Origin of the sequence: Pseudomonas taeanensis MS-3 (assembly GCF_000498575.2) — a bacterium.
GTDB lineage: Bacteria > Pseudomonadota > Gammaproteobacteria > Pseudomonadales > Pseudomonadaceae > Aquipseudomonas > Aquipseudomonas taeanensis.
The window spans coordinates 40,538-53,091 of record NZ_AWSQ01000011.1 but is presented as its reverse complement, the minus strand read 5'-3'; the positions used below and the strand labels follow the sequence as shown (position 1 = coordinate 53,091).

Below are 12,554 nucleotides of genomic sequence, written 5' to 3'. Positions count from 1 at the left end.
TCATGGGGCGGCGGTCATCTGGCAGCTGACCTCGGGCGCGTCGTAACCGAGGCTGTCCAGTTCGCTGTTGGGGTGCAGGAAGCCTTCCTGCGGTGAGGTGCTGACCAGGGCGCGCGGCTGCACCAGGGGAATCGGCTGGCGCAACTGGCCGTTCCAGGGCCGGTAGCTCAGCTTGCGGCCCTTGAAGCCGTCCAACGGTAACTGGTCGCTGAGGGCCAGCTGGCGGATCGCCGCGGCGTCCGCTTGGCGTAGCCTGGTCACTGCGCTGGCGATGCTGCGTACGGCGATCCAGGCGGCGAAGTCGCGGTCGTTCATCCAGCGCTGGGCATGGGCCTCGAAGCGCTTCTGCAATTGTGCGGCGCCGAAGGTTTCCACGCTCTTGTGCCAGCCGGTCGGGGTCAGGCCCTGGGTGCCGGCCACCGGGCGCGGGTACCAGGTCTGGTAGGGCAGGTACTCGCCGAAGTCGCCGCGCTCGTCGGCCACCAGCACTACGTCGTATTCGGCGGTCTGGGTGAACAGTGGCATCTCCGCCTGGGCGCTGCGCCGTTGGTCGTTGTCGAAGCTCCAGGCCTTCTGCGCGACTATCTGCAGGCCGAAGCGCTTGGCCGCGCGGCGCAAGGCAGCGGCGTAGGCCTGGTCGTCTGCGGTGGCGCCGCTGATCAGCAGCCAGCGGGTCCATTTGCGCACGGCGAGGAACTGCGCCAGGGCGTCGGCGAGCATGGCCCGACTCGGCAGGCTGTGCAGCACGTTGCCCAGGCACTGGCTCTGGCGCAGGCTGTCGTCGGCGCTGCCGGCGTTGAACAGGAGGCTGTCGCCCAGGCGTGCGCTGAGCTGCTTGAGGGTCGCCGCCGGGGCGTTGACCACGAACAGGCGCACGCCCTGGGCATGCAGCGCCTCGGCGGCTGCGACCAGGCTGGCGCCGTCGTCACGCTCGACGACCTCAAGGCTGTAGGCGTGCTTGAGGAAGCGCCCGGTGCTGTTGCTGTCGACGATCGCCAGTTCGGCGCCACGGCGGCCGGCGTCCTCGGGTTCGGGGATGACGTTGGACAGCAGCGGTCCGCTGGGCGGGGTGTAGGCCAGGTAGCCGATGCGCACCTGCAACTCGGGCGCCGAGCTGTCGGCCAGGCTGGCCGAGGCCATGCCTAACAGGGCGAACAGGCAGGGCAGGAGGTAGACACTGAGCAGGCGCATGGGCAACTCCTGGGTAGGTGTTGCCAGCATAGGAACTGTGGCCGGGCGGTGAAATATGCAGAAAGTACCAGTCCGCTCGTCCCAAGGTAGTAAATCCGCGGAGACTTGGTCGCTCTAGCATGACGCGCTCAGACAACAACAAGAATCGGTGAACGCCATGCATATCCTCAAAGCGCTGTTGCTGCCCTTGATGCTGATCCTCAGCCTGATCGGCGTCGATAACCTACACGCCGAAGGCGACCTGACCCGCCGTACCACCGTCCTGCCCGACCTGCGCCTGGGTAACGACGACAGCGACTACGCCATGTCGCAGCACGAATATCAGCTGGAAACCGGCAAGGCCTATCAGCTCAAGATCATCGCCAGCGGACAGAAGGAGTACGCGGTGCAGGCGCCGGAATTCGCCACCGCCATCTACCTGCGCAAGGTCGAGGCCGGCGGCGTGGAGATCAAGGCGGTGACCCTCACCGAGCTGGAGTTCGAGGACGCCGGCGAAGCGGAGATCTTCTTCGTGCCGATCAAGCCCGGCACGTTCCGCTTCTACGCCAAGGGCCTGGAACACAAGGGCATGCTCGGCCATTTTGTGGTCAGGTGAGAGGCCTGAGTTGTGATGCGTGGCCTTGTCAGCCGGCCAGGTCAGACTTCGGGCTGACAACCACGTCCTGTGGGAGCGGTCTTGACCGCGAAATCTCTACAAGCAACCAAGCCTGATGGCCAACTCCGCCTCTACACCCAAACCGCATCCCAAAGCGGGTAGTCACCGATTCGCTCGACTAAACCCGCGCGCAACGGATTTGCCACTATGTAGCGTGCGGCTAGTAGCAGATTCTCATCCTTGCGCAGCGCTCGGTCATGATAACCAGTCTGCCAAACCTGACCTGCTCGCCCCAAGTGACGATTGATCAGCCGAGCACTGTTACTTTTGATGCGCCGCATCAATTCATCCAAAGAGCGCTCCTGCAATTCCACAAGCCAATGCAAATGGTCTGGCATCACCACCCAAGCCAGGGATATGGCCCAGCCCTGCTCATGGACGGCGCGCAACTCGGCAACCACCAGGCGTCCCAGGGTTAATTCGCTGAATAATGGTTGGCGCTGGTACAGGGTGCTGGTCAGCAGGTAGGTACGGCCAGTCTCGGAAATGCGTCCGGAACGCAGACGGTGCGAGTGGGACGGGGCTGACTTGGGCATTCCTTTGCCTCCAGATTATTTGGACTGCAGTGGGGTATAGCAGGTCAACAACTTCGCGGCCAAGGCCGCTCCCACAAGAGCGTGGGGTGTCGTCGCTGAGTGCTTTGCAGGGGTGAGCATGGCCCTGTGCAATCTCCGGTGCCAGACCTGCTATGCGGCGGGTTTGGGTGGGGGGCGGTCTTGACCGCGAAGGAGGCGAAGGGCGCAAGAGGGCTTCGCACCCACCACCACAAGCCCTACTACCAATGAACTAGTCGCGAGCCACCAAAGCAGCATTCGGTGCTTGCCGCAGGCTTCTTAAGATGACCGTAACCAAGCTCCCTATCAGCTTGTCTTGCGTGCTTTTGATGAGGTCTGGAACATGAAAACAACAAAGAAAACCGCTTTCGCCCTGTTACTGCTCGCCGCGTCCGGCACCCTCTGGGCTCACGGTGACGTGGTGCCGCAGGCGGTCAATACCCAGGGTCTGGAGCCCTTGGGCGAGGAGTGGCTGGAAGAGAACCCGTACCGTGATAACTCCAAGGCGATCGAGATCGGTTCTTCCGCCTATAACCAGAACTGCGCGGCGTGTCATGGTCTGGAAGCCAAGTCTGGCGGCATCGCCCCCGACCTGCGTTTGCTGGAAACCGGCGCCATGGGCGATGAGTGGTTCAAGGAGCGGGTAATCAATGGCGCGGTGCGTGATGGCCGGGTCTACATGCCGAAGATGGCCGACTACCTGAGCCAGGAAGCGCTCTGGGCCGTGCGCACTTATCTGGAAAGCGTGGCCATCGAGGAGTAACGGTCATGCGCCCGAGCGTCCTGCTGTTGCGCGCGTTGCTGGCGGTGCTGTGCCTGGCCACCCTGCAGGTCCAGGCCCAGGCGCCGGTGCGCGACTACGACACTATCGTCGAGTCCGGCGTACTGCGGGTGGCGGTGTACAAGGACTTCCCGCCCTACAGCTTTCAGCAGGGCGGCCAGGCGCGCGGTGTCGATGTCGAATTGGCCCAGGGGTTGGCCGCGGGCCTGGGACTCACACTCGAGCTGATCTGGGCGCCGCCTGGCGAAAAGCTCGACGACGACCTGCGCGACTACGTCTGGCGCGGGCACTACCTGCGTCCGCATGAATTGGCCGATGTCATGCTGCGGGTGCCCTACGACCGTGACTTCGCCTACATGAGCAACGAGTTCGGCGAGCTGGCCAACGATTTGGTGGTGATGTTCGGGCCTTACCAGCGCGAGCGTTGGCAGGTGGCCTACGACCGTCGACGACTGAAGACGGTGCCCAGCGTGGCGGTGTTCCAGCAGCATCCGATTGGCGTCGAGGTCGACAGTGTGCCGTCCTTCTATTTGTCCTCGGTGTTCGACGGCCTGCTCAGCCACCAGACGCATCATTTTCCAAATCCGCAGGCGGCCTTCGCCGGCATGCAGAGCGGTGAGGTGGACGCGGTGATGGCCCTGCGCGGTGAGGTCGACTGGCAGTTGCACGAGGCGGCCGACAGCCAGCTGGCCCTGGCGCAGAACGCCTACCCGAAGATGGGCAAGCAGGTGTGGGACATCGGCATGGCGGTGCATCAGAGCAACCGGCAACTGGCCTACGCCCTGGAGGAGAAGCTCGAAGAGCTGATCCTCGCGGGCAAGCTGAAGGCGCTCTACGGCCAGTACGGCCTGCAGTACGAGTTGCCGGGGCTGTACCAGGACGTCGAGTAGCGCCGGGCGCAGCAGTTTCGCTGTGCGGGCGGGGCATTACAGGAGGTGGGAGATGGAGCTGGATTGGCGCTCGATGCTGCTGTTGGCGATCTTCGCCCTGGCCTGGGAGGCCCGAGGCGCAGAGGGCGATCCCGTCACTTCGGTGATGTGGGACTACCACCACCAGCGCCTGCTGAACGGTGAGCCCTTCGTCTTCGACGAGCGGGTCAAGCTGCTCGCACCACCGTTCGCCGAAGACGCCCGGCAGGTGCCGATCCAGGTCGATGCCAGCGCCTTCGACGGCGAGGTGCTGCGGATTCTCGCCTGGGCCGAACTCAACCCTATTGCACGCATCTTCGACTTCCAGCCGGGGGAACAGGTGCTGCCGCGCCTGGCCATCCGCATTCGCATCGAACAGGCCACACCGATCCGTGCGGCGGTGCTGACCCGCGACGGCCTCTGGCATGTCGGTTCGACCCAGATCGAGGCCGCTGGTGGAGGCTGCACCGCACCCAGCGTGGTGCGCGCCCAGCCCGGTTGGGAGGAGCACCTGGGCGAGGTGCTGGGCCAGCGCTTCGAACTGGCCGACGCCAGCCGCCTGCGTCTGCAAATCGCCCACCCGATGGACAACGGCCTGGTCGGTGGCATTCCCGAATTCTTCCTCAATCAGGCCGAGCTGCGTGACGCCAGCGGCCAGGTGCTGGCGCGACTGGAGTTATTTCCCGCGGTCAGTGAAAACCCGACCCTGAGCCTGGAAGTGCAAGGCCAGGGCGAAACCGAACTGTGGCTGCGCGACAACAATGGCAACGAGTTCAAGGCCGCGTTGTAGGCGTGAGGGCTGCATGTGTGTGGGAGCGGCCTCGGCCGCGAATGTATAGGCAGTGCTAGCGAAACATCGCGGCCAAGGCCGCTCCTACACAGAGCAGGAATAGGCGTCATTTCGTAGCGGTGGAATTATCCACCCCTGGGTTTAACCAGCTGAATCACTTAAAGGACACATCCATGATCAAAGTCAGCGTGCTCTACCCCAACAATCCAGGCGTACGTTTCGACCTCGATTACTACTGCCAGCAGCACATGGCTATTGTTCGCCAATGCCTGGGGGCGGCCTGCAAGGGAATTGCCGTAGACAAGGGACTGGCCAGCGCCGAGCCGAATAGCCGGGCCCCCTTTTTCGCCATGGGCCATCTGTATTTCGACAGCCTGGAGAGCTTCCAGCAGAGCTTCGGTCCGCATGCCGAGCGGATCATGGGCGATCTGCCGAACTTCACCGACAGTCAGCCACTGGTGCAGATCAGCGAAGTCCTGCTGGCGCCCTGACCGAGGATGTTCGGGCGCTGCGCCACATTGCCTGATAGGGTCTGGGAGGTACCTATGCGCTGGATGTTGTTAGTGGTCGCGCTGCTCGGTTCGCTGGGCGCGCGTGCCGAGTTCGATTATGCCCTGCAGCCCCGGCAGATCGCCGATGGCGTGTGGTTGGTGGAGGGCAGTACCGACAATTTTGCCCAGGCAAACGGCGGCAATATCGTCAACACCGGGTTCATCGTCGGCGATGCGGGGGTGCTGGTGATCGACAGCGGCCCGTCGAAGCGCTACGGCGAAGCCTTGCGTCAAGCCATCGCCAGGGTCACCGACAAGCCGGTGAGCAAGCTGCTGCTGACCCACCATCATCCCGATCATGCCCTAGGCAACCAGGCCTTCGCCGATGTACCGATCGCCGCTCTGGCCGCTACCACTGAGTCGCTGCGCGAACAGGGCGATGCCATGGCGGAGAACATGTACCGACTGGTCGGCGACTGGATGCGCGGTACCGAGGTGGTCTTGCCGAGCGAAACCCTCGCCCCTGGTGTGCTGCAAGTGGGAGAGCGGCGCCTGCGTCTGCTGGCGTTGAGCGGTCATACCGGCGCCGACCTGGCGATTCTCGATGAGCGCAGCGGCGTGTTGTTCGCCGGCGACCTGGTGTTCTACCAGCGCGCCCTGACCACGCCCGGTACGCCCGGACTGCAGACCTGGCTGAGTGACCTCGAACAACTGCAGGCGTTACCCTGGAAGCAGATCGTCCCCGGTCACGGCCCGCTGGCGACCACCGATGTGCCCTTCACGCAGATGCGCGACTACCTCGGCTGGCTGGATCAGTTGCTGCGCGCTGGCGCCGAGCGCGGCGCGGAGATGAACGAGCTGATCCGTGCGCCGATCCCCGCGCGCTTCGCCGGCGTCAGCCTGTCGCGCTACGAGCTGATCCGCAGCGTCAGCCACCTCTATCCGCGTTACGAGCAGGCGCGCATGGTGCGCGTCGACAATTGACCGGCAGCGGACTGCTCCGGGCGGAGATCAAGCCTTGCCAGTCAGCACCCTCAAGCATTCGATGCCGAAGCCCGATTGGGTGACGGCGGGCTGTGCTCGCCGCTCCGTAGCTCGGCAAAGACCCACTTGTGCTTACCGCCATCGTCGATACTTATCAGGCCCAGGTACGCTTCTCTGATGACCGCGGCTATCAGCCACGAGCTGCAACTTCTTGCCGCTGTCTCAATAATTCCGGGAGCCGTCCTGGGCGCAGTATTGCTACCAAGGGAGTACTAAATTCGGCACTGCGGCCAATTGTTGTGCTGCACCATGCGGCGAAGAATCTGCGGTAGATCGGGAAAAGCTCCCGGCGATAACAATTAACCCGCAGAGGTAGCCGCAATGAAACACTCCGGTTTTCGTAAGCCCTTCGTTCTCAGTGCACTGTGTGCCGCGATGCTCTTGCCTGGAGTCTCGGCTTGGGCCGTGACCGACCAGGAGATCCTCGACGACGTGAAAACCACGGACCAGATCGTCACCAACGGTATGGGTCTGCAAGGGCAGCGTTACAGCCCGCTGAGTATCCTCAATACCGACAACGTCAAGGACCTGCGCCCGGTCTGGACCCTGTCCTTCGGTGGCGAGAAGCAGCGCGGCCAGCAGGCCCAGCCGCTGATCAAGGACGGCGTGATGTACGTCACCGCATCCTATTCGCGAGTGTTTGCGGTGGATGCGCGCACCGGCAAGGAGCTCTGGCAGTACGACGCACGCCTGCCCGACGACATCCGGCCGTGCTGTGACGTGATCAACCGTGGCGTGGCGCTGTACGGCGACCTGGTGATCTTCGGCACCCTGGACGCCAAGCTGGTCGCGCTGAACAAGGACACCGGCAAGGTGGTGTGGCGCAAGAACGTCGCCGACCACAAGGCGGGTTACTCGATCACCGCGGCGCCGCTGGTGGTCAACGGCAAGCTGATCACCGGTGTATCCGGTGGCGAGTTCGGCGTGGTCGGCAAGATCGAGGCCTACGACCCGAAGAACGGCGAGTTGCTGTGGACCCGCCCGACTGTCGAAGGTCACATGGGCTACGTCTACAAGGACGGCAAGAAGATCGAGAACGGCATCTCCGGCGGCGAAGCCGGCAAGACCTGGCCGGGCGACCTGTGGAAGACCGGCGGCGCGGCGCCTTGGCTGGGCGGTTACTACGACCCGGAAACCAACCAGTTGTTGTTCGGCACTGGCAACCCGGCGCCGTGGAACTCGCACCTGCGCCCCGGCGATAACCTCTATTCGTCCTCGCGCCTGGCACTCAATCCGGACGACGGCAGCATCAAGTGGCACTTCCAGACCACCCCGCACGACGGTTGGGACTTCGATGGGGTGAATGAGTTGGTCTCCTTCAACTACCAGGAAGGCGGCAAGACCATCAAGGCCGCAGCTACCGCCGACCGTAACGGCTTCTTCTACGTACTCGACCGTACCAACGGTAAGTTCATCCGCGGCTTCCCCTTCGTCGATAAGATCACCTGGGCCAAGGGCCTGGACAAGAACGGCCGGCCGATCTTCGATGACAGCAACCGCCCGGGCGCACCGGGTGGCGCCGACAAGGGCAAGAGTGTGTTCTCCGCCCCGGCCTTCCTCGGCGCGAAGAACTGGATGCCGATGGCTTATAGCCAGGACACCGGCTTGTTCTACGTGCCGTCCAACGAGTGGGGCATGGACATCTGGAACGAGGACATCGCCTACAAGAAGGGCGCGGCCTACCTGGGTTCCGGCTTCACCATCAAGCCGCTGAACGAGGACTACATCGGCGTGCTGCGCGCCATCGACCCGAAAACCGGCAAGGAAGTCTGGCGCCAGAAGAACTACGCGCCACTCTGGGGTGGGGTGATGACCACCAAGGGCAACCTGGTGTTCACCGGCAACCCGGAAGGTTTCCTGCAGGCCTTCAACGCCAAGACTGGCGACAAGGTCTGGGAATTCCAGACCGGTTCCGGGGTGCTGGGCTCTCCTGTGACCTGGGAAATGGATGGCGAGCAGTACGTCTCGGTGCTGTCCGGCTGGGGTGGCGCGGTGCCGCTGTGGGGGGGCGAAGTGGCCAAGCGAGTGAAGAACTTCAATCAGGGCGGCATGCTCTGGACCTTCAAGCTGCCGAAGGATCTGGTGGCCAAGCACTGATCCCCTTGTTCAATCCTGTGTGAAGCGATGGCCGGTCTTTGACCGGCCATCGTCGTTTCAGCCGGCCTCTGCCGATGCGGCGCGCCAGGTTGCCTGCCGATTCTGAGTGGCCACACAGATGGCCACCAGCAGCTAGGCTGAAGGGTCCATTGGCGGCCGCCGCTAGCCCGCACACGTCCCGCACAGCTCATGAAGGCCTCTACTACCAAATGACGAGGTGATTGCTGCCATGGATGCATACCGGCCGGCGCGGCGACTTCCTAATATCGAACCATGACCTGTTCCACGTCCACGGACAGGCTCCGACAAACAAGAGAGGGCACCACCATGATTTACGCTAAACCCGGAACTCCAGGCGCAGTTATCAACCTCAAGCCGCGCTACGGCAACTTCATCGGTGGCGAGTTTGTCGCGCCGGTCAATGGCGTGTACTTCAGCAACACCAGTCCGGTCGATGCCTCGGTTATCGGTGAGTTTCCCCGTTCCAGCGCCGAAGATATCGAACTGGCCCTGGATGCTGCGCATGCCGCCGCCGATGCCTGGNNGGGCGTGGTCGGGCAGATCATTCCGTGGAACTTCCCGCTGCTGATGGGCGCCTGGAAACTGGCTCCGGCCCTGGCCGCAGGCAACTGCGTGATCTTGAAGCCAGCCGAGCAGACGCCGCTGTCGATCACCGTGCTGATGGAGCTGATTGGTGATTTGCTGCCGCCGGGCGTACTCAACGTGGTCCAGGGTTTTGGTCGTGAAGCGGGTGAAGCCCTGGCCACCAGCAAGCGCATCGCCAAGATCGCCTTCACCGGCTCCACCCCGGTGGGTTCGCACATTCTCAAGTGCGCCGCCGAGAACNNTGCAGGAATCCATCTACCCGGCGTTCATGGCCGAGGTGATGAAGAAGATCAAGCTGATCAAGCGTGGCGACCCGCTGGACACCGACACCATGGTCGGTGCCCAGGCGTCCGAACAGCAGTACGACAAGATCCTGAGCTACCTGGAAATCGCCCAGCAGGAAGGCGCCGAGCTGCTCACCGGTGGTGCAGCGGAGCGTCTGGAGGGCGACCTGGCCGGTGGTTACTACATCCAGCCGACCCTGCTCAAGGGCAACAACAAGATGCGCGTGTTCCAGGAAGAGATCTTCGGCCCGGTGGTCGGCGTCACCACCTTCAAAGATGAAGCCGAAGCCCTGGCGNNACGGGTATGGACCAACTGCTACCACCTGTACCCGGCGCACGCCGCGTTCGGTGGCTACAAGAAGTCCGGGGTTGGTCGTGAGACCCACAAGATGATGCTCGACCACTATCAGCAGACCAAGAACCTGTTGATCAGCTACGACACCAACCCACTGGGCTTCTTCTGATTGCAGGCTATGCCCCCAACGCACGTGCTCCCGTGCGTTGGGCGTCTTTCTGCGATTCGCCTGTACGCGAGATTTACCCAAGGCTAGGCAGCTACGGTTGACGGTTGAATCCCTATCGCAACGCGACTTCGGTCGCGTTTTTTATGGCGTGTCCGCTGACCTGTCGCTTATCCAGAGCGCAGAGACCGGGGCTTGCTGGGTGAGCCTGCCGAGATTGTTCGAGCCAGCGTAGCCCGGATGCAATCCGCGAAGGCGGTGGGCGATTGTCCCGGATTACATCCGGGCTACGGACTAGCGGTTTACCGCTATTCGCGGCCAAGGCCGCTCCCACGAAGCGCGTGAGGTCGGCCTGTGGGAGCGGCCTTGGCCGCGAAGCTGTTGGCTCTTTCGGTGCTCCCCAGGCGTTCGTTAAAGCGGCGGATCAGGTCGAACCCACTGACGCCTGGCGCCGGTCGTAGAAAGGGCCAGTCCTACCAAAGCCAGCCCGACTTCCTCCCAAAGTACCATTCTGTTGAATCGCTTGCGGGTGCATAACTAGCAGGGCCGGAATCTCCCGGCTTGATAAGAAGAGGACCGCAGCATGTGGACTAAACCCGCCTTTACCGACCTGCGCATTGGTTTCGAAGTCACCCTGTACATCGCCAATCGCTGATCCGTCCTGCCCCGGTCATACCGGGGCATCTCACGGGGGACTCTCCATGTATATCCAGATTCTCGGTTCCGCTGCCGGCGGTGGCTTTCCCCAGTGGAACTGCAATTGCCGCAACTGCCGTGGCGTGCGCGATGGCAGCCTGCGCACACAAGCGCGCAGCCAGTCTTCGATTGCCCTGAGCGACAACGGCAAGGACTGGATCCTGTGCAACGCCTCGCCGGACATTCGCAGTCAGCTCGAGTCCTTTCCGGCCTTGCAGCCGGCACGCCAGCTGCGCGACACGGCCATCGGCGGGATCATCCTGCTCGACAGCCAGATCGATCACTGCACCGGCCTGCTGACTCTGCGCGAGGGCTGCCCACATCAAGTCTGGTGTACCGAGATGGTGCACCAGGACCTGAGCAGCGGCTTTCCGCTGTTCAACATGCTCGAACACTGGAATGGCGGCCTGCAGCACCAGCGCATCGAGCTGGACGGCGCGCCATTCAGCATTGCCGCCTGTCCAGACCTGGCGATCACCGCGATTGCCCTGCGCAGCAGCGCGCCGCCGTACTCGCCGCATCGCGGCAACCCGCACCCCGGCGACAACATCGGCCTGTTCGTCGAAGATCGCCGCACGGGCGGCAAGCTGTTCTACGCACCGGGCCTGGGCCAGGTGGACGACAGTCTGCTGAACTGGATGCGTCGTGCCGACTGCCTGTTGGTCGACGGCACCCTGTGGCGCGACGACGAGATGCGCGTCTGCGAGGTCGGCGACAAGCTCGGCAGCGAGATGGGCCATCTGTGTCAGAGCGGCCCCGGCGGCATGATTGAGGTGCTCGATGGCCTGCCGGCCGCGCAGAAGATCCTCATCCACATCAACAACACCAACCCGATCCTCGACCTCGATTCGCCGGAACACGCCGAGCTGCGTGCCCATGACATTGAGGTGGCGTGGGACGGCATGAGCATCCAGCTGTAAGGAGCCAGGCACATGAGCCAGATCGCCATGAGCCCTGCCGAATTCGAGCAGGCGCTGCGCGCCAAGGGCGCCTACTACCACATTCATCACCCGTTCCATCGGGCGATGTACGAGGGGCGTGCCAGCCGCGAGCAGATCCAGGGCTGGGTCGCCAACCGCTTCTACTACCAGTTGAACATTCCGCTGAAGGATGCGGCGATTATGGCCAACTGCCCGGATCGAGATACCCGCCGCGAGTGGGTGCAGCGCATCCTCGACCACGACGGCGCGCCTGGCGAGGAGGGCGGCATCGAGGCCTGGCTGCGCCTGGCCGAGGCCGTGGGCCTGCAGCGTGAGCGGGTGCTGTCGCAGGAGCTGGTGCTGCCGGGGGTGCGCTTCGCCGTCGACGCCTACGTCAACTTCGCCCGCCGCGCCAGCTGGCAGGAAGCCGCCAGCAGTTCGCTGACTGAGCTGTTCGCCCCGCAGATCCACCAGTCGCGCCTGGACGCCTGGCCGCAGCATTACCCCTGGATCGACGCCGGCGGCTACGACTACTTCCGTACCCGCCTGGGCCAGGCGCGCCGCGATGTCGAGCACGGTTTACGCATCACCCTGCAGCACTACTGCAGCCTGGAGGCCCAGCAGCGCATGCTGGAGATTTTGCAATTCAAGCTGGACGTGCTGTGGAGCATGCTCGACGCCATGAGCATGGCCTATGAACTACAGCGCCCGCCGTACCACACGGTGACGAGCGAGCGCGTCTGGCACCGAGGAATAGCGCTATGAGTCCACTGAGCACCAGCCAGGTCCCCAAGCTGCGCCGCGGCTTCCGTCTGCAGTGGGAACCGGCGCAGAGCTGCCATGTGCTGCTCTACCCAGAAGGCATGATCAAGCTCAACGACAGCGCCGGGGAGATCCTCAAACAGGTCAACGGCGCCCACAGCGTCGCCGAGATCATTGACACCCTCAGCTCGCGCTTCCCCGATGTACCGGGAATCGATGAAGACATTCTTGCCTTTATGGAGGTCGCCAATGCTCAGTTCTGGATCGAGCTGCACTGATGAAGGATCGCTGCAAGGCGTAGGCGAGGCCGCCGA

Annotated in this window: 13 protein-coding genes and 1 pseudogene; 12 read left to right on the top strand and 2 right to left on the bottom strand. The window is 63.4% G+C overall.

The genetic code is table 11. The features are described 5' to 3' along the window. Complete coding sequence (locus TMS3_RS23750) at positions 1-1,191, bottom strand: ABC transporter substrate-binding protein (protein WP_025167791.1); 1,191 nt, start codon at positions 1,189-1,191, stop codon at positions 1-3. Positions 1,192-1,348: 157 nt separating this feature from the next. On the opposite strand from TMS3_RS23750, the gene TMS3_RS23745 reads away from it, so the two are divergent. Continuing rightward, a complete protein-coding gene (locus TMS3_RS23745; RefSeq protein ID WP_025167790.1) occupies positions 1,349-1,786 on the top strand; it encodes a cupredoxin domain-containing protein in 438 nt (145 codons plus the stop codon). A gap of 131 nt (positions 1,787-1,917) precedes the next feature. On the opposite strand, the gene TMS3_RS23740 is transcribed toward TMS3_RS23745, so the two are convergent. Next, positions 1,918-2,382: an REP-associated tyrosine transposase gene (locus TMS3_RS23740; RefSeq protein WP_025167789.1), complete on the bottom strand. Its 465-nt coding sequence runs from the start codon at positions 2,380-2,382 to the stop codon at positions 1,918-1,920. 361 nt (positions 2,383-2,743) lie between these two features. On the opposite strand from TMS3_RS23740, the gene pedF reads away from it, so the two are divergent. The 11 genes and pseudogenes from pedF (at position 2,744) to pqqD (ending at position 12,518) form a co-directional block, all read left to right on the top strand. Next, on the top strand, positions 2,744-3,163 hold the full coding sequence (gene pedF, locus TMS3_RS23735) for a cytochrome c-550 PedF (protein ID WP_025167788.1): 420 nt from the start codon (positions 2,744-2,746) through the stop codon (positions 3,161-3,163). Positions 3,164-3,168: 5 nt separating this feature from the next. Next, positions 3,169-4,071 (top strand): substrate-binding periplasmic protein, encoded by a 903-nt coding sequence (locus tag TMS3_RS23730; protein WP_025167787.1) that lies wholly within the window; start codon positions 3,169-3,171, stop codon positions 4,069-4,071. A gap of 52 nt (positions 4,072-4,123) precedes the next feature. Continuing rightward, complete coding sequence (locus TMS3_RS23725) at positions 4,124-4,879, top strand: quinoprotein dehydrogenase-associated SoxYZ-like carrier (protein WP_407691638.1); 756 nt, start codon at positions 4,124-4,126, stop codon at positions 4,877-4,879. 173 nt (positions 4,880-5,052) lie between these two features. Further along, on the top strand, positions 5,053-5,370 hold the full coding sequence (locus tag TMS3_RS23720) for an EthD family reductase (RefSeq protein WP_025167785.1): 318 nt from the start codon (positions 5,053-5,055) through the stop codon (positions 5,368-5,370). Positions 5,371-5,424: 54 nt separating this feature from the next. Further along, complete coding sequence (locus TMS3_RS23715) at positions 5,425-6,354, top strand: quinoprotein relay system zinc metallohydrolase 1 (protein WP_025167784.1); 930 nt, start codon at positions 5,425-5,427, stop codon at positions 6,352-6,354. A gap of 381 nt (positions 6,355-6,735) precedes the next feature. Next, a complete protein-coding gene (locus TMS3_RS23710; protein WP_025167783.1) occupies positions 6,736-8,511 on the top strand; it encodes a methanol/ethanol family PQQ-dependent dehydrogenase in 1,776 nt (591 codons plus the stop codon). A gap of 327 nt (positions 8,512-8,838) precedes the next feature. Further along, positions 8,839-9,865: pseudogene (locus TMS3_RS23705) on the top strand (aldehyde dehydrogenase family protein). Between the two features lie 580 nt (positions 9,866-10,445). Further along, on the top strand, positions 10,446-10,517 hold the full coding sequence (pqqA, locus tag TMS3_RS24850; RefSeq protein ID WP_083491836.1) for a pyrroloquinoline quinone precursor peptide PqqA: 72 nt from the start codon (positions 10,446-10,448) through the stop codon (positions 10,515-10,517). Between the two features lie 46 nt (positions 10,518-10,563). Further along, positions 10,564-11,478 carry a pyrroloquinoline quinone biosynthesis protein PqqB gene (gene pqqB, locus TMS3_RS23700; protein WP_025167780.1) on the top strand — a complete coding sequence of 305 codons (915 nt, stop codon included), beginning with the start codon at positions 10,564-10,566 and terminating at the stop codon, positions 11,476-11,478. 12 nt (positions 11,479-11,490) lie between these two features. After that, the gene (gene pqqC, locus TMS3_RS23695) at positions 11,491-12,243 is read left to right on the top strand and encodes a pyrroloquinoline-quinone synthase PqqC (protein WP_025167779.1); all 753 of its coding nucleotides are present in this window, start codon (positions 11,491-11,493) and stop codon (positions 12,241-12,243) included. Continuing rightward, the gene (gene pqqD / locus TMS3_RS23690) at positions 12,240-12,518 is read left to right on the top strand and encodes a pyrroloquinoline quinone biosynthesis peptide chaperone PqqD (protein ID WP_025167778.1); all 279 of its coding nucleotides are present in this window, start codon (positions 12,240-12,242) and stop codon (positions 12,516-12,518) included. The genes pqqC and pqqD overlap by 4 nt, the downstream gene beginning before the upstream one ends. Positions 12,519-12,554 lie beyond the last annotated feature (36 nt).

What these genes read in the sequence shown, in the direction of transcription:
- TMS3_RS23725 (WP_407691638.1), top strand. Translation starts at nt 4,124, where the DNA reads ATGGAGCTGGATTGGCGCTCGATGCTGCTGTTGGCGATCTTCGCCCTG.
- TMS3_RS23750 (WP_025167791.1), bottom strand. Translation starts at nt 1,191, where the DNA reads ATGCGCCTGCTCAGTGTCTACCTCCTGCCCTGCCTGTTCGCCCTGTTA.
- pqqD (WP_025167778.1), top strand. Translation starts at nt 12,240, where the DNA reads ATGAGTCCACTGAGCACCAGCCAGGTCCCCAAGCTGCGCCGCGGCTTC.
- TMS3_RS23730 (WP_025167787.1), top strand. Translation starts at nt 3,169, where the DNA reads ATGCGCCCGAGCGTCCTGCTGTTGCGCGCGTTGCTGGCGGTGCTGTGC.
- TMS3_RS23740 (WP_025167789.1), bottom strand. Translation starts at nt 2,382, where the DNA reads ATGCCCAAGTCAGCCCCGTCCCACTCGCACCGTCTGCGTTCCGGACGC.
- TMS3_RS23720 (WP_025167785.1), top strand. Translation starts at nt 5,053, where the DNA reads ATGATCAAAGTCAGCGTGCTCTACCCCAACAATCCAGGCGTACGTTTC.
- TMS3_RS23710 (WP_025167783.1), top strand. Translation starts at nt 6,736, where the DNA reads ATGAAACACTCCGGTTTTCGTAAGCCCTTCGTTCTCAGTGCACTGTGT.
- pedF (WP_025167788.1), top strand. Translation starts at nt 2,744, where the DNA reads ATGAAAACAACAAAGAAAACCGCTTTCGCCCTGTTACTGCTCGCCGCG.
- pqqB (WP_025167780.1), top strand. Translation starts at nt 10,564, where the DNA reads ATGTATATCCAGATTCTCGGTTCCGCTGCCGGCGGTGGCTTTCCCCAG.
- TMS3_RS23715 (WP_025167784.1), top strand. Translation starts at nt 5,425, where the DNA reads ATGCGCTGGATGTTGTTAGTGGTCGCGCTGCTCGGTTCGCTGGGCGCG.
- pqqC (WP_025167779.1), top strand. Translation starts at nt 11,491, where the DNA reads ATGAGCCAGATCGCCATGAGCCCTGCCGAATTCGAGCAGGCGCTGCGC.
- TMS3_RS23745 (WP_025167790.1), top strand. Translation starts at nt 1,349, where the DNA reads ATGCATATCCTCAAAGCGCTGTTGCTGCCCTTGATGCTGATCCTCAGC.